The organism is Corynebacterium sp. ES2730-CONJ, assembly GCF_024834055.1.
GTDB lineage: Bacteria > Actinomycetota > Actinomycetes > Mycobacteriales > Mycobacteriaceae > Corynebacterium.
In genome coordinates, this window is record NZ_JANUXZ010000002.1 from 1 (window position 1) to 19,963 (window position 19,963).

22 protein-coding genes and 1 other RNA gene are annotated in these 19,963 nt (G+C 52.9%); 3 read left to right on the forward strand and 20 right to left on the reverse strand.

Translation table 11 applies throughout. The features are described 5' to 3' along the window. Positions 1-690: 690 nt before the first annotated feature. From NXS13_RS02265 to NXS13_RS02280, 4 genes are all read right to left on the reverse strand, one after another. On the reverse strand, positions 691-1,446 hold the full coding sequence (locus NXS13_RS02265) for an ABC transporter ATP-binding protein (RefSeq protein WP_259158165.1): 756 nt from the start codon (positions 1,444-1,446) through the stop codon (positions 691-693). Continuing rightward, a complete protein-coding gene (locus NXS13_RS02270) occupies positions 1,443-2,414 on the reverse strand; it encodes an iron chelate uptake ABC transporter family permease subunit (protein ID WP_259077113.1) in 972 nt (323 codons plus the stop codon). The genes NXS13_RS02265 and NXS13_RS02270 overlap by 4 nt, the downstream gene beginning before the upstream one ends. Then, a complete protein-coding gene (locus NXS13_RS02275) occupies positions 2,404-3,369 on the reverse strand; it encodes an ABC transporter permease (protein ID WP_259077114.1) in 966 nt (321 codons plus the stop codon). Before NXS13_RS02275 ends, NXS13_RS02270 begins: the two co-directional genes overlap by 11 nt. An 82-nt stretch (positions 3,370-3,451) precedes the next feature. Then, positions 3,452-4,489 (reverse strand): siderophore ABC transporter substrate-binding protein, encoded by a 1,038-nt coding sequence (locus NXS13_RS02280; RefSeq protein WP_259077115.1) that lies wholly within the window; start codon positions 4,487-4,489, stop codon positions 3,452-3,454. Positions 4,490-5,273: 784 nt separating this feature from the next. On the opposite strand from NXS13_RS02280, the gene NXS13_RS02285 reads away from it, so the two are divergent. Together NXS13_RS02285 and NXS13_RS02290 are read left to right on the forward strand one after the other, a co-directional pair. Continuing rightward, the gene (locus tag NXS13_RS02285; RefSeq protein ID WP_259077116.1) at positions 5,274-5,492 is read left to right on the forward strand and encodes a hypothetical protein; all 219 of its coding nucleotides are present in this window, start codon (positions 5,274-5,276) and stop codon (positions 5,490-5,492) included. After that, the gene (locus NXS13_RS02290; protein WP_259289288.1) at positions 5,489-5,914 is read left to right on the forward strand and encodes a hypothetical protein; all 426 of its coding nucleotides are present in this window, start codon (positions 5,489-5,491) and stop codon (positions 5,912-5,914) included. The genes NXS13_RS02285 and NXS13_RS02290 overlap by 4 nt, the downstream gene beginning before the upstream one ends. Before the next feature lie 589 nt (positions 5,915-6,503). Here the strand turns inward: NXS13_RS02290 and NXS13_RS02295 are convergent. From NXS13_RS02295 to prfB, 12 genes are all read right to left on the reverse strand, one after another. Beyond that, positions 6,504-8,021, reverse strand: a complete 1,518-nt coding sequence (locus tag NXS13_RS02295; protein ID WP_263088099.1) for a phage/plasmid primase, P4 family — start codon at positions 8,019-8,021, stop codon at positions 6,504-6,506. A 1-nt stretch (position 8,022) separates the two neighbouring features. After that, positions 8,023-8,895, reverse strand: a complete 873-nt coding sequence (locus NXS13_RS02300) for a bifunctional DNA primase/polymerase (protein ID WP_259289289.1) — start codon at positions 8,893-8,895, stop codon at positions 8,023-8,025. 3 nt (positions 8,896-8,898) lie between these two features. Beyond that, positions 8,899-9,162 carry a hypothetical protein gene (locus NXS13_RS02305; protein WP_259289290.1) on the reverse strand — a complete coding sequence of 88 codons (264 nt, stop codon included), beginning with the start codon at positions 9,160-9,162 and terminating at the stop codon, positions 8,899-8,901. 3 nt (positions 9,163-9,165) lie between these two features. Further along, positions 9,166-9,495 carry a hypothetical protein gene (locus NXS13_RS02310; RefSeq protein ID WP_259289291.1) on the reverse strand — a complete coding sequence of 110 codons (330 nt, stop codon included), beginning with the start codon at positions 9,493-9,495 and terminating at the stop codon, positions 9,166-9,168. Then, positions 9,495-9,701 carry an excisionase family DNA-binding protein gene (locus tag NXS13_RS02315; protein WP_259289292.1) on the reverse strand — a complete coding sequence of 69 codons (207 nt, stop codon included), beginning with the start codon at positions 9,699-9,701 and terminating at the stop codon, positions 9,495-9,497. The genes NXS13_RS02310 and NXS13_RS02315 overlap by 1 nt, the downstream gene beginning before the upstream one ends. A 135-nt stretch (positions 9,702-9,836) precedes the next feature. Beyond that, positions 9,837-10,352 (reverse strand): hypothetical protein, encoded by a 516-nt coding sequence (locus tag NXS13_RS02320; RefSeq protein ID WP_259289293.1) that lies wholly within the window; start codon positions 10,350-10,352, stop codon positions 9,837-9,839. Beyond that, positions 10,342-11,625: a site-specific integrase gene (locus NXS13_RS02325; protein ID WP_259289294.1), complete on the reverse strand. Its 1,284-nt coding sequence runs from the start codon at positions 11,623-11,625 to the stop codon at positions 10,342-10,344. The genes NXS13_RS02320 and NXS13_RS02325 overlap by 11 nt, the downstream gene beginning before the upstream one ends. Positions 11,626-11,804: 179 nt before the next feature. Then, positions 11,805-12,195, reverse strand: a transfer-messenger RNA (tmRNA) gene (gene ssrA / locus NXS13_RS02330). 82 nt (positions 12,196-12,277) lie between these two features. Beyond that, positions 12,278-12,772: an SsrA-binding protein SmpB gene (smpB, locus tag NXS13_RS02335; protein ID WP_259289295.1), complete on the reverse strand. Its 495-nt coding sequence runs from the start codon at positions 12,770-12,772 to the stop codon at positions 12,278-12,280. A gap of 29 nt (positions 12,773-12,801) precedes the next feature. Next, positions 12,802-13,698: a permease-like cell division protein FtsX gene (ftsX, locus tag NXS13_RS02340; protein WP_259077124.1), complete on the reverse strand. Its 897-nt coding sequence runs from the start codon at positions 13,696-13,698 to the stop codon at positions 12,802-12,804. 9 nt (positions 13,699-13,707) lie between these two features. Then, positions 13,708-14,397, reverse strand: a complete 690-nt coding sequence (ftsE, locus tag NXS13_RS02345) for a cell division ATP-binding protein FtsE (RefSeq protein ID WP_259077125.1) — start codon at positions 14,395-14,397, stop codon at positions 13,708-13,710. Between the two features lie 58 nt (positions 14,398-14,455). Further along, on the reverse strand, positions 14,456-15,550 hold the full coding sequence (prfB, locus tag NXS13_RS02350; protein ID WP_259077126.1) for a peptide chain release factor 2: 1,095 nt from the start codon (positions 15,548-15,550) through the stop codon (positions 14,456-14,458). A 47-nt stretch (positions 15,551-15,597) separates the two neighbouring features. Here prfB and NXS13_RS02355 point away from each other — a divergent pair, with 47 nt between their 5' ends. Continuing rightward, entirely contained in the window at positions 15,598-16,425 is an 828-nt protein-coding gene (locus tag NXS13_RS02355; RefSeq protein WP_259158161.1) for an inositol monophosphatase family protein, read from the forward strand. Between the two features lie 52 nt (positions 16,426-16,477). On the opposite strand, the gene NXS13_RS02360 is transcribed toward NXS13_RS02355, so the two are convergent. The 4 genes from NXS13_RS02360 to NXS13_RS02375 all read right to left on the reverse strand — a co-directional run bounded on the left by NXS13_RS02360 (position 16,478) and on the right by NXS13_RS02375 (position 19,960). Continuing rightward, a complete protein-coding gene (locus NXS13_RS02360; RefSeq protein WP_259077128.1) occupies positions 16,478-17,602 on the reverse strand; it encodes a S1 family peptidase in 1,125 nt (374 codons plus the stop codon). A 130-nt stretch (positions 17,603-17,732) separates the two neighbouring features. Further along, positions 17,733-18,095, reverse strand: coding sequence for a biotin/lipoyl-containing protein (locus NXS13_RS02365; RefSeq protein ID WP_259077129.1), 363 nt, complete (start codon positions 18,093-18,095; stop codon positions 17,733-17,735). A gap of 20 nt (positions 18,096-18,115) precedes the next feature. Further along, on the reverse strand, positions 18,116-18,379 hold the full coding sequence (locus NXS13_RS02370; RefSeq protein ID WP_259077130.1) for a hypothetical protein: 264 nt from the start codon (positions 18,377-18,379) through the stop codon (positions 18,116-18,118). A 24-nt stretch (positions 18,380-18,403) separates the two neighbouring features. Further along, a complete protein-coding gene (locus NXS13_RS02375) occupies positions 18,404-19,960 on the reverse strand; it encodes an acyl-CoA carboxylase subunit beta (RefSeq protein ID WP_259077131.1) in 1,557 nt (518 codons plus the stop codon). Between the last annotated feature and the right edge of the window lie 3 nt (positions 19,961-19,963).

Here is a 19,963-nt window from a genome sequence, read left to right on the forward strand (position 1 = left end):
GGTCAAAAACCAAGCAAGCCACACTCACCGGCCACCAAAAACACCACACCATTCACCAACACAACCCAACTGCAATCAAAAAAACAAAAAAACAATTGGCACACTATTGAGTTCTCAAACAACACACGTACGCTCGCCAAGAGATATTGGAACCACTGGCTGAAGCGACTCGCTTAAACTTAATAACTTCCTCCGATTTTGTCAAATCGACAGAGTCAAAGTTATTTTCATCTACGCCAAGCTCCTTCAGTTAGGCTCTCGCGCTGACTGTGGATACTTTAGAACACGATGCACTATGGTGCAAATCTGGTCGTCTGTCACCGTAATAAATCGATTTCGTACAGGCCTTTTGCCCCTTTTGGGAAATTGAATACCACCGCATCGACGGGGACTAATTGGCCTGGTTTTTTAGAGGGACTATAGACTATTGAACCCACACATTGACCACTCCGAGGCTCCCCTTTTACCTTCTCCTTCATCGACCGTTGCAAACCTGATCCTCTCCGGCTTCGAGGTTCAACTTATTCAACACCAGGCGGCTCGTGCCGGTAAACACCCTTGTCTCCTACCTGATCTGACGCTAAGAATGAACATACAAGATCTACCTCAGTTAGTCCGGCTCTTCATTACTATCCTCACCAGCCGTATGTCGGGGTGGTTCAGGAATCACGTATGCCTCGAACTCGTGGTCTAGTGATAACAGGCCAAGCGCCCGTCTGGCCCATCTATAACAGTAACTTGAGTATTGAAAATGGAACTGAGAATATCACTGTTAATGACCTCGTCGACTGACCCAAACGCAACAATTTTTCCGCTCTTACAGGCCACCACATAGTCCGCGTAGCGGGCGGCAAAGTTTATATCATGCAGGACAACGATAATGGTCCTCCCTAAAGATTTAGCAGCCCGGTGTAAGTGGCGCATCATATCGACAGAGTGAGCAATATCCAGGTTATTCAAGGGTTCATCCAGCAGAACATACTCTGTCTCCTGCGCCAAAACCATTGCCACATAGGCCCGCTGGCGCTGGCCGCCTGATAGTTGATCCAGGTACCGATTTTGAAGATCCTTGAGGTGAAAAAACTCGATATATTTTGTGATTATCTCTTCGTCGTCAGAGTTTAGCCGACCTTGGGAGTAAGGAAAGCGCCCAAAGCCCACTAGTTGGCGCACCGTGAGTTTGGTGACAAAGTGGTTTTCTTGACGCAGGACAGAAAGGATTTTCGCCAAATCTTTCGACTTAGTGGTGTGGACGTCACAACCACCGACGGTGATCTGGCCAGCATCGCAGTCTAAGAGCCTGCCGATCATTGTCATGATCGTGGACTTTCCCGCTCCATTGGGGCCGATAAGGGCGGTTATCCCGTGCGCTGGAATTTTAGCGGTGATGGGGCCAATAGTGGTTTCCCCCGCGTAGCTTTTGACAACATCTTTTAGCTCAATCACAGCCGACCTCTTCTTAGGATTACTAATAGGAAAACGGAGCCACCCACCAACTCGATGATGATGGAAACTACCCCCTGGGCATTGAAAATATGGCGCAAAATAAAATAAGCGCTGGTCAAAACTAGGAAGCTGATACCAATGGCCATAGGATAGATGAGCCGATGATCATAGGTATCTGTGGCCTGATACGCCAACGTTGCTACCAGGAAACCGAGGAAAGTCATTGGCCCCACCAATGCGGTTGTACACGCCATCAGAATTGCTACCAGAACTAGAGTGTAGATAGCGTTTGCCTTATGATTTACCCCTAAGTTTCGGGCCATATCCGGGCCTAAGGATATGACGTTCAAGCGACGCGCGTTGAAAAAGAGCATTCCCGTAGCTACAACAACCAAAGGAATGGCCACCGGGTAAAATTCCGTCTCAGCATTACTAACCGAACCGAAGAGGCGCGCGGTGAGAACATCGAATTCACTGGGAGTTAACATGCGCTGCATGAAGGCGGAGAGGGAACCAAGGCCGCCTCCGATAACCACACCAACTAAGAGCATGGCGTGCATATTGTGGGTACTCCGGGTCAATAGCCAGCTATAAAGCAGTAAACACAGTGCTACCATCACAGCCATTTGCAAGAGGAAATTAGACATAGTCCGAGCTTGGTTGAGCCCGGCTGAGCCTAAGAAGAAAATAGTCGCCGTGTGAATAGTTACGTAAAGAGATTCGAACCCCATTATTGAGGGGGTGAGAATTCGGTTATTGGTCACCGTCTGGAAGGACACCGTAGCCATAGCCTGACACACTGCAACTATGGCCATAGCAATAACGGACTCAAGACGTCGGTTAGCAATGAGCCAAAACTTCTCCGAGCCAAAGGGCATGGGGTTGTTGTAGGCCAATAGACCAAAGGCGCTCGATAAAGCCAATGCCCACACGATTATAAGGACGACTAAGTATCGCTTAGTTGGCACGGGTCGACCTCACGATCAAGATGACAAAGACAACCGCGCCCACCAGTCCGAGGATAACAGCAACGGGCATTTCGAATGGCGCAATGATTGTCCGACCCACCAGGTCACAGAGCGTGACAATGCCAATTCCCAGAAGGCACACCCAGGGCAAGTTGGAACGCAAATCGTCACCTCGGATGAGGGATACAACGTTGGGGACGATCAGCCCGATAAAAGGGAGGGCTCCTACAACTACTGTCACTACGCCGGTGGCTACCGCGATCAGGCCCGTGCCGATCAGAAGTAAGCGGTTGTAATCTATCCCCACATTTGTAGCGACGTCTTGACCAAGCCCCACCACTGTGAGCCGGTCCGCGTAGTAGAAAACTCCGATGAGCACGAATAAGACAACCCACAAAACCTCGTACTGGCCACTATAAACTGAGGTAAAAGATCCCATGAACCAAATGCCAAGCTGCTGCAGCATCTGCATGGTTAGGGCGAAGAAGCTAGAAACCGCAGACACCACCGCCCCCAGCATGATGCCAATAATGGGAACGATGAGGCTGGAGCGCAGCTGCACCTTGCGCAAAAAGGCAAAGAAAATCATGGTGCCTACAAAGGCAAAGAGTACCGCTACCATCATGCGGGTGAGAACGTTGGCATTGGGGAAGAAAGCGAATGTAGTCAACAACCCCAGCCCCGCCCATTCGGTGGTCCCAGTGGTGGTAGGTTCTACAAAGCGATTTTGAGTGAGAAGCTGCATGACCAGTCCCCCCATGGCCATTGCCGCTCCGGAGAGAACTAGGGCTACGGTTCGAGGCACGCGGGTGGTCATAAACATTTCTCGACCATCGTCATTGCCTAAGATGTCGTACTGCCCCGTACTAAGAGAGAGAACCAAAAGAGCTAATACGACCACTAGGCCAATAAGCAGCTTCATATCAAAAAGCTTGGGGCGGGTTATTGTATCCATTATCTTCAAATCCCGTTGGATAAAAATAAGGCCGGAACTGCCAACGTGGGCATATCCGGCCTTAGCAGCTTATAAAGGTGACTTACTTCTGTGCAGCTTCAAGAGCGTCTGCAATAGCGTTGAGAGTCTCCGTATAAGTAATGATATTTTCGTTGTAGTAGGTATCCTCAGGGGCAACTACTATATGGCCGTTCTTCACAGCTTTTACGTTGTTTAGTGCGGCATTTTCAAGGATGAGCTTCTCGCCGTGAGCAACACCCTCATCAGCACCCACCACCGCGTCACGGTCCATGACGAAGATCCAATCGGGGTTAGATTCCGCGATGGCTTCAACAGAAATGTCATCGCCCTGGTGGTCGTCGGTCGCATTTTCCACCTGAAGCGCAGGGGTTAGGCCTAACCACTCGAATACTGGCCCGAAGTAGCGGCCTTTACCGGGTGCTATATAGCCAATCTCTCCACCGGAGGTGTTAGCAGCCATAACGGTCATGGCAGGGTCATAAGCATCCTTTGCGCGCTTGAGGGCTGCTTTGAAGTCATCAACCAGCTTGGCGGCATCGTCTTCGTGTCCGAAGAGAGTCCCCAGCGCGAGGGTTTGGCGAATGAGTTCTTCATCGAAGGGTTTGCCGTCCCGAGGCTCGAAATCAAGAATCGGAACATCCCCTACTAGACCCTGCATAGCTTCCTGATGCTGCTGGAAGCGCTGGCCGTTGATGACCACATCAGGGCTTGCGACCACAAGGGCCTCTAGGTCCGGCTCCCGGTGTACCTTCAAGTCGGCTTCAACGGTGTCTTTATTAATCTTCCCTTGAAGCGGTTTAGGAATGAGCCCTAGGGGTGCGGCCACGATGGGAACGCCCCAGTTGTCAAGGATTTCAAAGGAGCGGTTGTCCGTCACTGCTACCCGCTTGAAGGGCAGGCTCAGGGTGTGCTCGCCGTTGTTGTCCTCGATGGTGAGAGTGCCCATAGCTTGTTCGTTGGCGCCCTGAGCAACTGAGGCAACTCCGGAGGTAGCGGAACCAGCACCATCTGAGGCATCGTCAGCTGATGAGCATGACGCTACCAACATTGATGCTGATACTGCCGCAGCCACAGCTGCTTTGCGGAAATGTATAGCCATAAAAAAGCTCCTAAGAATCATGCGAAAGTATGCCAAAAGGAGTTTAACTAAAGTTTGGCTTAGTTTCAAAACTTTAGGAAATCCTTACCTATCAAACAAAGGCAGTCCTATGTTAAACAGGTACTAGTTCGCTGTCTCGTACCGCCGGGATCTGCCGCAAGTACGCACGCGAGTCACCTTGCCCCCTTTTTTCTATCCCCCGTATCTTTCGTCCTACCGCCTCGACCAGCAGATAAGCTGCAGGGCGCTCCAGGCACCCCTCCACCTCAAAAGCCATCATGATTGGTGCGGTTCGACGGTGGTGTCCGCATTCACTCGTTGCGTATGCCTTCCCCACCTCTTGCTAACCAACCTCTTGTATTTGGGCGGGGGGTAACGGTGTCAGCAATTTAGTTCCACACTGCCTCCCCCGCATATTGGGTAGTGGGTATATACCAAGTTTTGTGTATCGTTACCCAGTCGCCGCGCTCGCGCCATGGTTGATGTGAAAAATAGTCGGCTGTTTTAATGGAGGGACACCAAGACCATTTTAGAGCCATTTTAGGGCCATTTTTGGGACGAATCGGGACGGATTGGGACAATCCCTAAGAGACCATAACCGCAGCTAAAAAGCAAAAAACCCAGCTACTCAAGGTAACTGGGTTTTTCTCCGGTGGAGCCGCCGGGAACTGAACTCCCTCACCACTAAACACCAGGTTAAATGCACAAAATCAGAAACCTAATCCGCTGGTGTTGCGTAACTGTTGCGTAACTCGCGGTAAACACCTCACAGGAAGGCCGCCCAATGACCACCCAACCAAGGGACACAACAACCCTGCAGCGCACTACCAAGCGCCCCAACCTCAAACACAAGATACACCACATCGAACCCAACGGAACAGTGCACGCCCTATGTGGTCGCACCTGGAACCAAGGCAATGGATGCGTGATAGCTGGGCACCAAGAAAAGCTACCGTGCCCCGCCTGCATTGCTGCCCAACACCTCCTAAAGGTCACAGCATGAGCACCGTACCCCTACCAAGACCAGACCAGCCAGACCACTACACCGGAACATGGAACCGCGTGCACGTCCACACCCTTTACCCAGACACAAGTGCTGGAGTCTGGCACTTGTCACTGCCAGATGTTCAAGCAGGAAGCTACTGCACCCAGTTCAACCCTGTAGCGGCCTGTCCGCTCCCCGGGAAAACTCTCCGACTGCGCACCGGAGGGTATTTCATTGTCGAACGTAAAGGCATAACCGTAGGCCGCCTCATGCGCTACCACCAGTTAATTGAGCTGGGTTACCACGAAACCGCGCTACAACCATGCCCAGACTGCCTAACCATGGCCGGGGTTGCTGCTGAGATGATCGGGCAGTCACAATACCCCGTTAAAACACTGTTAAAGCAAATGAAGACACTACCACCCCAACCAGTGCAATAAAACGCCTCAAATCGCGAAATTGAACAGGCAAAACACACCCCGCCCCTAACGCAATCACCGGTGGCGGGGTGTTCTTGCCCCAGCGTTAGACGACACCACTGCGCCCCTGGGGATTTTTGAACCCTAAAACCTCTTGCACACCTTCCCCACGGCTACGCAGAGCAATGTGCATTGGTGCCCCCCCAACCCCCAAATACTGGTGCGCGGGCACTGTGAGCTAAGGCCACCTCTCTGGGTAATAGTGCTTTTTCTGTAACCCGTACAGTCTGGGGGACTCTATGCCTTCCGGGGGCTTCAACGCAGAGGGTGGGGGGCACCCCCTCCCCCACCTTCCTGGCACCACAGTGGGCGATGCTGCTGGGTGTGTGTACGGGTCTGGGGTTTTTAGAGACTCACGTCTAAATGTTTTTTACGTCTGACCGTAAAGAACACTGTTCCACCGTTCCGCCTGGTAGTGGTATGTTTTTAACGTGTTCCGGAACTGTTCCAAGTTGTGATCCTTTCTTCTTGGAACAGTATGGAACAGATAAGGAACAGTTAAAAAATATTCTTTAACCTGGTGGAACACTGGAACATTGTTCCTTTAAGGTTAGTAGTAAAAATCTACAGGCCTTAACTTGATTCCAAGAACAAACCTTGCCCTTTTGCGCTCCTTCTTGGTGCTGTCTGGCAAATCTCGTAGACGGTCATTAATCCGTTGTCCACTAGCCGCGCGCAAATTCCTGCACATCGTGGCTTGGTTAGGCGTATTCCTATAGCCATTCTCCTGGTGCCACCTTGTCCACATTTTGTAGACCTCTGGTGTTCGGACTCTGTCGTTTTCGTTTCCCGTCACCTCCAAACAGTCTTCAATGAATTGGTGTGCTGTGGAGGCGGCATCATGCATGTGGTTAGTCATTTCCGCCATCGTGGTAGGCACTGTAAACCGGCCTGCCTCCTCCAGTCGTTTCAACCCCTCCAGTGCCCAGTTAAAGATGCCGGGCATCTCCTTGGAAAGCTTTGCCCCTAGGTGAGTGTCCTCATTGCCCTCCACGCTGCGTTGTAGTTCGAACATCATAAAGCGGGACACAATAGCCCCGGATGCGTCTACAAAGCGCGGTAGCTCATTGGAGGCGATAACGAACCGGTTGGATAGTTTCCCACTCCAGGGGCTAATACCCTTGCGGTCTACGGTTATTGAGTCTTCCCCAATGATGCCCAACAGCCTTTCTGTCATTACCTGGTTGTTTCCTGGTTTGGCTTCCCTGGCGTCTCCAATAACGACTAAGGGCTTGCCAATGAGTGACCAGGCACCAAAATCACCGCCCAATGAATTGAGCGTGGGGGCAACTGTATTGTTCTTCCCTACCAGTTGTGTAAGTACTCGCTGGATGGTGCCCTTGCCCGCCCTTCGAGGCCCTACCATTAGTAGTGCTTTGTGCATGTCGGTGCGGCCTGAAATGATATACCCGGCAAATTCCTGTAGGCATTTTTCCGCATTGGGGTCATGGGCAAAGGTCTCTGCAAGGAACTGTGACCACACCGGGGTACTGGCATTGGGGTCGTATGCGTAGGGCAGGCAATAGGTGTTGAACAGACGTGGGGTATGCGGGTGCATCTTCCCTGTGGGGATGTGGAATAGCCCATTTTCCATTGCTACGAACTCCCCCGGTTTGCCTGGTAGTTCTCCTGTATCCCCTGCCAGCATGGGCGGGGTGGCGTTATCGGGTACCACGTAATCCACCAGCGACATAAGGGCATCGATGGTGTTATTTAGCTTAGATGACGTTGGTTTCCAGTCCACAAGGGTGGCTTTACCATCGCCCTGGTGTTTTTCATATACAGCGGCGTCTAACACTCTGTATAGGTCGTTCTTGAGTTTTATATGCGGGTTACGACCAAGGACACTTCTTAGCTCCCAGTGTGTGCCTTCGTGTCGCCAAAAATCACCGCGCCAATAGGCAAGTGTAGGAAGGCCGTTTGCTGTGTACAACTCTCTATTTAAGCACTTGGCTACGCGATATGGCTCACTAGGTGATGGGACTTCAAGCGCCCCGGGTTTAGCCTCTATTTCCCTGCGTGCAATGAGTTGCATATCAGTTGGGGCGGGTCTGCTTTGTGCGTTCATATTAGGCCACCTCCTTAGCTACTGCCCTTTGTGCGCTGGTAACTGTGCGCCGCGCCTCCAGCTCTGAGAGTCCAACACCCATTGCGGCGTTGATTAGCTCATCTTCGATACTGTGCCCATCTTCTAGTGCCTTGCGAGCTGCCCAATACAGCGCCTTGTTGCGGTTACCTTCAACAGCCTTAGCAACCACATCTACAAGCCCCTTATGTGATTTATCGCCCTTGTACACGCCCCGGCGCGCCGGGCTGGTGTGGGATGGTTTTAGCGGTTTGAATACGTGTGGTCTTAGCCAGGTGGGCAGTTCTGGCAGTGCTGTGAGTGGGTGCCAGTGGTGGATGTGGTACATCCCGCCGGTGGTGGGGTGAACGCTGGGGGGCATGACCAGATAACCGGCGTGGGTTTTAAGGTCGATGCCTGATGTTGTGGCACCTAGTTGGCCGCGTAAGTCTCTGAGGTAAGGCAGGGTGAACCAAAGGTGCCAGCCACCGGAGCCGGTAGAGATGGTTAGTGTTTCCGGCACATGTCTACCGGCGCATAAGTCTTTCCAGTACTGTATGCCGCCGTTTTTAACGTCAATGTCGATAACGATTACATCAGCTGGGGGACGTGCCCCAATGTTGGCGGTTGGGTGGGCAGTCCACCAGTTAGCTACTTTCTTTGGGTCACTGGTGAAACTTTTGAACCCATTGGGCACAGCTTGCGTTAGGGGGCGTTTACCGTCTAGTGGGCCTACTTCCAGCCCGGCGCGCGCCCACCGGAGTGCGCCTACTTTCGGCCATTGTGAGCGTTCCACCTGCCCGAACATGGTAGTATTAGGGTAGCTTTTTATGGCCCCCGCGTATGTCCCTACTGTGGGGGTTTTCTTGTTGCTCATTGTCTATGCACCACCCTGTTGGTGGTTGTGGTCGTGCAGTAGCCAGTGGGCCAACTTCACCAGTTGATCTCTGTCGACCATTGCGCCAACAGTCTTGGTGGTGGACCCGTGCTTAACCAACTCAATTTCTAGCACTTCATCACCTGGGAAGGCGTTGAGCGAGTAGTGCTTGACTGCGATAGTTGCGGTTATTTCGCGCTTATCTCCCCGGTTGAAAGTCAGTGCGAGGGTGTCCCGTTGTACCAGTATTGGTGCTTGGCTTGCCATTGTTTATTCACCCCCTTGAATGCTTGTAAGGCGCGCTGGGTTGTTGAGTCTTAGCCCTCCGGTGTTTGTTGTGGAATACACGGGCATGCCGGTTGTGTAGGTATCCCTGCCTGTGGGCAGTAAAGGGCGGGTGCCGTTTACTTCAACCGGGGCGGGGTGCATCTCCATTAGCCCTGCGTCTAGCAGTTGAGTTTCCACCGCGTCTTGCAGCTCCCCTAGGACGGTAGATAGGGACTCCTGGTTTTCGGTGGTGTCACCAAAGTAACTAACGTCTGTGTATATGCGCACCAGCTCACGGATGTAGATTAAGCGGTCTGCGTTCGTTGTGACCATTAGGCTGCATCCCCCCATGAGTCGGTAGGGATGAGTAGGGCATCTACATCAGCGGGTTTGAGGCGTATCATGCGCCCGTTGCGGTAGGCACGTAGCTTACCCTCAGCGATGTATTTACGCAGTGTGCGTTCTGCTATGTTCACGCGGGCTGATGCCTCTTTGAGCGTGATGAAAACCGCTGCTATAGCGGGTATTTTTTCAAACAAGTTGCGTCTCCTTTGAGATAGCTATGACAAACTATCCCCGGACGCAACTCGCAGGTCTACCGGCCTTTATCTGCATTACACAGTTGATGGTAATAACCGCTTACCACAGCACCATGCGGCCGCTAAGTGCATACTTTAGCACATTGCTGCGCGCTCACAAGCTTGACGCAAGGTCCTGGAATCTATCTCGGTAATCCCGGCGCGCCGCAATTTCACCAGCACGGGAGCCAGCTTAGAGACCCGAACCTTGAACGAGTCGTGACAGCCTAAATTAAAATCACACAGGTAGTCTCCATCCCTCAGGGGAGATGACCGCTTTAGCTTTTCCAGACCTTCGTATCCAAGCATTCCCTCTCCGTATTTTCCGACATCACGGGGATATCTAGCATCATCGGGGTGCATCCAGCATTCCCCCCAGATGTGCCCATATGGGGGGTGGGGAACGTCACTGCCGGGGACCCAGCACAGTGCTCGATTGATATACCGCCCTTCTTCATCTTGGGCTAACCAATGACGAGGGCTAACACTTGGATCAATCCCTATGAGTTGCACACATTCTTCCCCTGATGCTGCTAACACGAAGCGCACCAGAGGGGTGTCATCTGGCTCTTTAACTAAAATTTCTACCGTCTCAATCCGTTCATCGTTCACTGCTCGCTCCTCCATTAGTATTCATTTCTCCTATCGTGGCACTAACTTTATCCATGAGTGAATCAGTGCGCCCGGCTCTGACTTTCATATACACACCCAAGATGACGGACACATCTTCGTGCCCCAACAGCTTGCCAATCTCTTTCAAGTGCGCGCCCTGTTCTGCCAGCCGGGTAATCAACCAGTTGCGCCCGTTATGGGGCTTAATCTCTGGACTAGCCCCGGCGCGTTCCACAGCACGTTTCAAGATACTTCTAAAACTGGTGTCCATGACCATGGCACCCGTGGTAGTAGTGGTCAGTAGCCGCGCTTTGCGGGTGCCCTTACCCTCCACCAATAGCGTGGGCTGGGTAGGTGCATACTTCTCCAGGTGCTCTACAAACAGTGGCACATCAGTAGCCAAGATAGGCACCTCTCTGAACCCGGCTTGCGTCTTAGGTGGTTGCACAACCATGTGAGTATTGCCGCCGTCTGCAAGACGCCCGGCATTCTGCTTGACTGCCACCACTACCCTAGGCAAGGCACCACCGGGCTGGGCTATGACCTTCACACTATCGAGTTCAACCGCTAGCGCCTCACCAATGCGCAACCCGTGGTGCAACATTAAAGATGCAAGGACGCGATAACGCGCGGGCATGTTGTCGATAATCGCGTTAATCTCCCAGTCTTGCGGCAAGTACTTTTCATTGGGCTTAATCTTCTTCCCTGCCTCTGGAATATCCACCGGGTTGGCGTCCAACAGCTCACGCCTTACAGCCTCAGCACACGCCGCCTTTAACTGCTTATAGGCTTGCTGGTTAATCGTGTGCGCATCTGGGTAGCACCGTTGCACACCATCCCACCAGCGGTACACGTCCTTCTTGGTAAGCTCTGCCAGCCTTATCCCTCTCAAAGAACACACATCCGCATCTGTGGCACCAGCATCACACGGACGGGTTATGCGCACTCGCACCACCCGTCGGTAATTCTGCATAGTCGTGGCGCGCCGGGCTGTTGCGCCCTGTTCTAGTGAGTCGTGGAACTTATCTAGCCACTGCCCAACTGTTTCAGATGCCGCCGCCTCTTTCGCCGCGCGTTGCTCTGGTGGTGTCCATGTCCCTAGTTCGATGAGCCTACGCTCTGCAGCTAACCAGCCCCGGGCGTCTGTACGAGTGGGGAATGAACGGCCGGGGGTATGTCGTTTGCCGTCTGCCCCCGTGTATTGAGCGGTAAACCGGTTGCGGGTTTTGCGCACCGTGCCCCAATCACTACGCGCGCGCCGGGTACCTGCCATGTCTGCCCTTCTTCACTGGGTAATCCATGCGGCAAGCGTTGCGTATCTGTTGCGTAACTGTTGCGTAAACAAGTCGTTTCCTTGCCACTCAATGCCGCTTATGGCAACATAGTATCATGCCTTTAACCAGCCCGGATACAACAAAACCCCCGGTAAATACTTACCAGGGATTTTGCTATCAGTGGAGCCGCCGGGAATCGAACCCGGGTCCTACGTCACCGTATCAGGGCTTCTCCGTGCGCAGTTCGCGCGAGGATCTTTTCTCTGACTCTCCGGCTGTGACGAACAATTCCGGATGATGAGCCGCAGTTACAAGTGAAAGTCCTTATTCACCCCTTGTAACCAAGGGAATAAGCAAGTCTCTCTAGTCGATGCCGGGGTCTGGAACGGAGACGATTCCAGTCCGACAGACACGCAGGTCGCTGGCTATTCTAATTAGGCAGCGAGGGCGTAGTCACGCTGAGAATTCTCGGCGCTTATCAAGTTGCTACGACGCTTACGGTGGTCTCTAGCCTGCACCGGCACGCTTCCCCTGACGTAATGAACGCAGTCGAAACCAAAATCGACCCCGTCGCCCGCTACTTGGGATTGATGCATAATAACTAGCGGGTAGGGTCAATGTTAACCGATCCGTTCCCTAAAGGCTAGCCGGCTAACCCTGAATCCCTTTGATTCGGCGGCCCAAATCGCGCACGATCTCTCGCTCTTCGGTGCGCCGCTTAATATCCTGGCGCTTGTCGTAGGCCTGCTTACCTTGGGCTAGACCCAGCTCTACTTTGAGCCGACCGTCCTTGAAGTACATGCTGAGCGGGATAAGGGTTTTCTTACCATCACGCACTTTGCCCATCAACGAGTCTATTTCACGTCGATGCATGAGCAGTTTTCGGGTGCGTCTGGGCGTGTGGTTGGTCCAATGACCCGCAGAATATTCAGGGATGTGAAGATTGCGCAGCCACACTTCTCCATCGTCAATGGTGGCAAAAGCATCAAGAAGAGAACATTTACCTTCCCGCAACGACTTCACCTCGGTACCAACGAGCACAATGCCGCACTCATAGGTATCTAGGATGGTGTAATCGTGCCGCGCCTTGCGATTGGTAGCGATAACGGGCTGGTTCTGCGACTTCTTCTTATTCTTTTTCGCCATAGTTCACCTATTCTAACGTGTTATGAGTGCTAACTGCGCACATACCAACGCAAGGTAATTTGCGCCGTAATGGCCGCAAAAAGGATACCCAAAAGGCCCACGATTGGCGTAATAGCCCAGATATCGGCGCTCGTGACTCGGGCAATGAGTTGGGCATCGTAAAGCCCTGCCAGAGTGCGATCGACCACCCACACTTTGCCCAAAATAAGCGCAAGCCCCGAAAGGACAGCACCGAAGATAACGGCCACGATCGCTTCGAGAACAAAGGGCGCTTGGGTGTACCAGCGCGATGCTCCCACCATACGCATAATCGAGATCTCCTCCCTGCGGTTGAAGGCGGCGATTTGAACCATATTTACAATAAGGAATATGGCTGCGAGAGCTTGGATGCCCGCAAAGAGGAAGGTTGCATTTCTAATCGCGTCGAGGCTATCGGTTGCTCCACGCAGATCATCGACCTGATCGATGACACCGGCAACTTGAGGAAGCTCACGAACGGGGTCCAAGGGAGTGGTGTCAAGGGGATCGACAAGGCGTATATGTAGTGCTGCGGGTAGCGCGTCGGGGCTCGTTTCCTCAACAAGGAGTGGATCCGAATCCTTAAATAGCTCCACGTAGCGCTTATAGGATTCCTCGCGGGATCGGAAAATCACCGACTCAACCCCCGAGGATTTCTCCAGTTTCTTAAGTACCTGCTGGCAGTTGGGGGAACTGCAGGTGGTATCGGTTGCGGATAATTCATCATCGAACTGCACCATAACTTCCACACGGTCGAGATAAATCTCCTTTGTGCGCTCAGTCATATTGGTTACTAGAAAGCCTGTGGCTAATAGTGCTAGCGAAATAGCAGTGGTGATTATCAGCGCCAAGGTCATCGTAATATTGCGGCCAAGACCGCGGACGGCTTCTCGTAGTACAAATTTCATTGTCGTCTCCTACTGCGCTTCCCCATAGACCCCATGGGCGTCATCGCGTACTAGTGTGCCGAGCCGCAATTCGATGACGCGCCGGCGCATATCGTTGACTGCTTTGGCATTGTGGGTGGACATAACCACTGTGGTTCCCATCCGATTGATTTGATTGAGCAGTACCATAATCCCGTCTGCCGTATCGGGGTCGAGGTTGCCGGTTGGCTCGTCGGCAAGGAGGACCAAGGGCCGGTTGACAAAGGCGCGGGCGATAGCGACCCGCTGTTGTTCTCCGCCAGATAATTCTCCGGGTAATCTGTCCGATTTTGCTGCGAGTCCCACCATTTCCAAGGTTTCAGGTACCAGTTGGCGAATTTTTGCTGGCTTGGCACCGATCACCTCGAGGGCAAATGCGACATTATCGTAGACGGTTTTTTGTTTGAGCAACCTAAAATCTTGAAAGACATAGCCGATCTTCTGGCGCAGTTTGTTGATCTGGGATCCCTTGAGCTTATTCACCTCGAGATCAGCTATTTTGATGGAGCCCGAGCTCACATTAGTTTCGCGGATCATCAATTCTAAAAAGGTTGATTTTCCGGATCCCGAGGGGCCGATCAGGAAGACGAAATCTCCCTTGTGGATATGCACCGATACCCGATCAAGCGCAGGTCTCGTGGACGTTTTATAGGATTTGGTGACGTTATCGAATGTGATCACATGCTCAGCCTACCGAAAGGCCTGTTATTTTTGTAGCCCAGTGAGGTTGATGTGACTCTTATTCGGCCGCCATTCGCCACCGAATCCCCTCCTCGAGGAATTTATCAATATCGCCGTCGAGAACTTTCGAGGGGTCGTTGACCTCAAAATTATTACGCAGGTCCTTGACCATTTGATAGGGATGCAGCACATAAGATCGCATCTGATTTCCCCAACTGGCGTTACCACCAGCGCCGAGAGCATTCATTTCATCGCGCTCTTCTTGACGTTTCAGCTCGAGTAGTTTGGCTTGAAGTACTCGCATAGCTGAGGCTTTATTTTGGATCTGGGATTTCTCATTCTGGCAGGTCACCACGATGCCAGTGGGGATGTGGGTCAGGCGCACCGCAGAATCGGTGGTATTCACGGACTGCCCACCAGGCCCTGAAGAGCGATAAACATCCACGCGTACCTCAGCGTCAGGAATGTCAATATGGTCCGTGGTCTCCACCACGGGAAGAACTTCTACCTCGGCGAAAGAAGTTTGGCGGCGGGCCTGATTATCGAAAGGGGAAATCCGCACCAAACGATGTGCTCCTTGCTCGACCGAGAGCGTTCCATACATATACTCCCCGTGGATGACGAAAGTCGCCGATTTGATACCGGCTTCTTCGGCATAGGATATATCGTATATATCCACGCGATGATCCTTCTTTTCAGCCCACCGGATATACATACGCATCAACATCTCGGCCCAGTCCGCAGCATCAACACCACCGGCTCCCGAGCGGATATTGATCAGTGCCTCGCGCTTGTCATATTCCCCCGATAGCATGGTCTTTACCTCAAGCGAAGCTATTTCTTCACCGAGCGAGTCGAGATCTGCTTGGAGCGCTCCTAGATCCTCACCCTCTTCTTCCATGAGTTCATACATCACCGGGAATTCCTCGAGGCGAGTGCGCAAAGATTCTATTTTTTTAAGCTGACTTTGCACATGCGATAGCGAGGACGTGACCCGCTGTGCCACCTCCGCGTCATCCCACAAGCTCGGGTCGGAGGCCTGCTGCTCCAGTTCGCGCACCCTAGCCGCCATCTCGTCGAGATCCATCACTTTTTCGATCGTCGTTAGGGTGGTCTCGAGCTGAGCCAGTTGAGAGACAATATCAGGGTGCATAAGCAGATAGTTTAACGCGCCTAGCAAAACAAGGCACAATGGGACTTATGACGGATCACAAGAATATGGCCGAGATGATTCCCGCCATCACCAAAACCTTTTGCTTGAGTCACGACACCGATAGCGATCCCACTCTGGCTCAAGCCTTGGTTTATAACGCCGGGCGACTCGCGTGGCGTATCCGAGAAACGGGCCTAAGCATTGGATATAAAAGCAATATCACCGATGTGGTCACCCAAGCCGATCGCGCAGCTGAAGATTTTATCGCGGGCGCTCTGAGCATTTTGCGTCCCGACGACGGTATCCTCGGCGAGGAAGGGAGCAATCGCGTATCGACGAGCGGGAAAACATGGGTGATTGATCCTGTTGATGGTACCTATAATTTCACCTCCAATAGTGATTATTTCTGCTCCGCCTTGGCCCTTAAGGAGGGCGATCGACTCCACTTCGGAGCGGTTCATCGCCCCGCTATGGGATATACCTGGATTGGCGGTAAAGATATTCCGACCAAACGCGATGGACAAGAATTATCTCCTCTTGGGCCTCACCCGCTCCCCGAGCTCAGTTTAGGAACTTATATCCACCCCACCTATCTCGCAGATGACGCGGTGCGAGATAGATGGTTGAAAGTTGCAACCGAGGTAGCCACTATACGAATCCTCGGGGCAGCCTCAATCGACCTTGCTACTGTCGCCGAGGGGGGCCTGGGGTTGTGGATGCAGCATAGCGTGCACGAATGGGATTGGTTACCTGGACTTGCCTTGATCCACGGAGTCGGTGGCACTGGAGTCACCGTCGACGCAGGTGGAGTACTATGGTCGATCGCCGGGCATAGCGAGGCAGTTGCAGCTGCTCAGGCGTTATTGAGCGATTGATAATAGCTGATAAGAAAAAGGGAGCACATAGAATATGTGCTCCCTTTTTAACCTAGGCATTAGGTAGTGTGAAGCCTCGGCCGACCCCGCCTCGGACATTGAGGTCATTGAGAACCGCGTCCATATTGGTAGTAATTGTGGGCTGGAAGAATGGACCTTGGATGGGGGTGTGGCAAGAGAGTTGGTATTGCGGAACTACTCCGCCGGAGACCAAGCCCACGACAGCACCGCCGGCGATCACCGGGGCGCCAGAGTCACCTACGGTGGCACATACCTGACTCATCGAGGTTTTACTATCAGAAACCCATACCCGTCCGCACGTGGTGCCGGTTGCCACACCTGATTTACACACCATCTCGTAGTGCCCAGGTTGCCCGCCCAGACGCTGGGCAGTAACGCCATTATAGGAACGAGTAATTTTGGCGTTTGAGCCGAGCTCAATGACTGAATAATCCAATCCCTTCGAACCATGGGCCACCACGGTCCCAGATCGTCCTACGCGCCACGAGTCGGCATTAACTACCTGGTCACCTACCTTGCCACAGTGGCCTGCGGTCAACGCCACCTGGTGGCCCTTCTCATCGACCCCACTGGCGGTAATCGTGCACATTTGACTCTCGCCAATATATACCGGAGTGGAGGGCCCGTAGAGGGAAAAGCCCTCGCGCTCTGTAAATAAGGAAGCCAAGGGTGTTGCTGGCTGGTCGAACCATGAATTATTAATGCGGTTGAGCACTGGGTGAGGTTTTAAAGCCAGGAACATTGAGAGAGGATCGGAGCGCCAATGGTAATTAGGGCCATCGACTATGGGACGAAACTCATCCCCCGTGCGTTTTAGGGTCTCATCCCCTAGCTTAAAATCTGGTTGCGGTTGGGCTTGCGGATTCAAATTTTTGGGAATGCCCTTACCGAGAGAATCCATCGCCGCTTGAAAATCTTGAGCCGCGTATTCCGCCTGTTTAAGTTCCCTATTGAGATTGTCCACCGCGCGATCGATATCGGCAACGATAACAGGGTCAATGGGAGGGAGTTCAAGACCGTGAACCTTTAAGTCGGATTGCACCTGCCGCAGGGTCTCCGAGGCTGTGGGGATCACAGCAGCTCCAGCGGGGGCAGTGAGGCCTCCCTGGATTCCCAGGGCTAGGGCCGAGGCTAGAACGAAACGGAAAGCGCGCATAGTGACAAAGATCTCTTTTCGGGGCGGTATGGATACAGGTGAAGCTAAAGAAGTAGGGAAGCTTCGCGGCATTTTCTATCATGCCACGAAACTTCCCTAACTTTCGTATCAACTACCTCAACAGGGGTGACTAGTTGATTTCGACCAGCGGCTGTCCACCTTGGACTGAATCTCCGACTTCTACGCGCACAGCGCCGACCACGCCAGCATTCGGAGCGGTGATCTCTGTCTCCATCTTCATCGCCTCAAGGATGAGCAAAACTTGCCCTTGCTCGATCTCGTCGCCTGGTTCAACCAGAACCTTGAAAACGCTACCGGCAAGAGGGGCCACCACGGCATTAGCGGAGACACCCTGAACAGAAGCATTGGACGGCTCGTTGTGTGCCGTAGCTTGGGAGCCACCAAATACGATGGGGCTCAGGGTGCGCTTCTCTTCTTCAACTTCGACTTCAACGGCATAAGTAATGCCATTGACGGTCACATTCAATTTCATTTTTTCCTCTTCCTAGAGCCTTATTTGGGCCCTGGCATGTGCTGTTGCACGGCCTGACGCCCTTGAGCAGCCCAGGTCCGGTGACGGGAGTAGCGGACCGCTTTGATGCGTCCCTTATTACCTAAGAATGCGCTGACAGCAGCCGCGATAGCGGTGATGACGTCCTCGGGGATAGCGATATCGGAACGCTTACGCAGCTCAGCAATTTCGGCCTCGGCGACGTCGAGGCGCTTGGTTAGCTCTTGAACTAAGCTAGCCAACTCTTGACTATTCATCTCGCTCATTTTCACAATCCTTCTCAGCCGGCATTAAACCGGCATCAGGCCGTGCTTCTTGGTTGGACGATCGACACGCTTATTGGCAAGGACCTCTAAGGCGTGCGCGATCTGCATCCGTGTTTCGGCAGGATCGATGATGTCATCGACGAGGCCGCGGGAAGCTGCCATAAATGGTGTTGCAAAGGTTTCACGGTAGAGGGTGATGAGCTCCTCGCGCTTTGCATCAGGGTCATCGGCCTCAGCGATTTCCTTGCGGAAGACCACATTAACCGCACCTTCGGCTCCCATCACGGCAATTTCTGCAGTAGGCCATGCGAAGACGCAGTCAGCACCGAGATCCTTCGAGCACATGGCAAGGTGAGCTCCACCATAGGACTTGCGAAGCTCAACGGTAATCTTCGGCACCGAAGCTGATGAATAGGCGTAGAGCATTTTAGCGCCGTGGCGAATAATGCCACCATGCTCCTGGGCGACACCAGGCATGAAGCCTGGAACGTCAACCAATGTCAACAGCGGAATATTAAAAGCGTTGCAGAAGCGGATAAACTGCGCGCCCTTATCGGAGGAATTGATATCGAGGACACCGGACATCACATTCGGCTGGTTGGCAACAATTCCGACGGTACGCCCAACGATGCGCGCAAAACCTACGACGATAGACTGGGCAAAGCCGGCCTGTACCTCAAGGAAGTCAGCATGGTCAACAATGCGGGTGATCACGTCGCGGATATCGTAGCTGCGCTTTCCGTCAACTGGTACGATATCGCGAAGCTCTGGATCTGGTTCCACGATCACGTCTGGGTCCACTACAGGTGGTTCCTCGGTGTTATTTTGCGGCAAGAAGCTCAGTAGCTTCTGTGCGATGAGAATTGCTTGCTCATCGTTGTCAGCGACAAAGTGGATATTTCCAGCCTTTGCCATATGCGCATCGGCGCCACCCAGCTGATCAGCGGTCACGTCTTCGCCGGTTACGGACTTGATAACTCCTGGGCCAGTAATGAACATATTGGCCTGGCGCGTCTGAATGATGAAGTCCGTAAGTGCTGGTGAATAAGCTGCACCACCAGCACACGGGCCTGCAATAATGGAGATCTGCGGCACGAGTCCGGACAGCAGGACGTTGTTGTAGAAGACCTTTCCGTAACCTGAGAGAGAATCGATGCCTTCTTGAACACGCGCTCCGCCGGAATCGTTGATGAATACGAATGGTGTGCCGGTTGTAGCCGATGCCTGCATCATTGCAGCCACCTTATTCGACTGGGTTTCGCCGGCCGAACCACCCATAACAGTAAAGTCCTGGGAAGCGATATGCAACGGACGTCCCAGCACTGCGGCGGAACCAGTGACCACACCATCGGCGGGTGCCACTGCCTTATCCATTCCGAAGTGAGTTGTACGGTGCTTTGAGAACATTCCGGTTTCACGGAAGGTGCCGTTATCTACCAGGGCATCGATACGCTCACGGGCAGTCATCTTGCCCTTTGCGCGCTGTTTGTCTTGTTTATCGGCGCCGCCACCTAAGGTGATGCGCTCCCGCTCAGCGGCGAGCTCTTCGAGGCGCTGGGCCATTGTTTTTAATTCAGCCATGTC

Coding starts and splice junctions, on each gene's coding strand:
- NXS13_RS02275 (WP_259077114.1), bottom strand. CDS start 3,369: ATGGATACAATAACCCGCCCCAAGCTTTTTGATATGAAGCTGCTTATT.
- NXS13_RS02280 (WP_259077115.1), bottom strand. CDS start 4,489: ATGGCTATACATTTCCGCAAAGCAGCTGTGGCTGCGGCAGTATCAGCA.
- NXS13_RS02285 (WP_259077116.1), top strand. CDS start 5,274: ATGACCACCCAACCAAGGGACACAACAACCCTGCAGCGCACTACCAAG.
- NXS13_RS02290 (WP_259289288.1), top strand. CDS start 5,489: ATGAGCACCGTACCCCTACCAAGACCAGACCAGCCAGACCACTACACC.
- NXS13_RS02295 (WP_263088099.1), bottom strand. CDS start 8,021: ATGAACGCACAAAGCAGACCCGCCCCAACTGATATGCAACTCATTGCA.
- NXS13_RS02300 (WP_259289289.1), bottom strand. CDS start 8,895: ATGAGCAACAAGAAAACCCCCACAGTAGGGACATACGCGGGGGCCATA.
- NXS13_RS02305 (WP_259289290.1), bottom strand. CDS start 9,162: ATGGCAAGCCAAGCACCAATACTGGTACAACGGGACACCCTCGCACTG.
- NXS13_RS02310 (WP_259289291.1), bottom strand. CDS start 9,495: ATGGTCACAACGAACGCAGACCGCTTAATCTACATCCGTGAGCTGGTG.
- NXS13_RS02325 (WP_259289294.1), bottom strand. CDS start 11,625: ATGGCAGGTACCCGGCGCGCGCGTAGTGATTGGGGCACGGTGCGCAAA.
- smpB (WP_259289295.1), bottom strand. CDS start 12,772: ATGGCGAAAAAGAATAAGAAGAAGTCGCAGAACCAGCCCGTTATCGCT.
- ftsX (WP_259077124.1), bottom strand. CDS start 13,698: ATGAAATTTGTACTACGAGAAGCCGTCCGCGGTCTTGGCCGCAATATT.
- prfB (WP_259077126.1), bottom strand. CDS start 15,550: ATGCACCCTGATATTGTCTCTCAACTGGCTCAGCTCGAGACCACCCTA.
- NXS13_RS02355 (WP_259158161.1), top strand. CDS start 15,598: ATGACGGATCACAAGAATATGGCCGAGATGATTCCCGCCATCACCAAA.
- NXS13_RS02360 (WP_259077128.1), bottom strand. CDS start 17,602: ATGCGCGCTTTCCGTTTCGTTCTAGCCTCGGCCCTAGCCCTGGGAATC.
- NXS13_RS02365 (WP_259077129.1), bottom strand. CDS start 18,095: ATGAAATTGAATGTGACCGTCAATGGCATTACTTATGCCGTTGAAGTC.
- NXS13_RS02370 (WP_259077130.1), bottom strand. CDS start 18,379: ATGAGCGAGATGAATAGTCAAGAGTTGGCTAGCTTAGTTCAAGAGCTA.
- NXS13_RS02375 (WP_259077131.1), bottom strand. CDS start 19,960: ATGGCTGAATTAAAAACAATGGCCCAGCGCCTCGAAGAGCTCGCCGCT.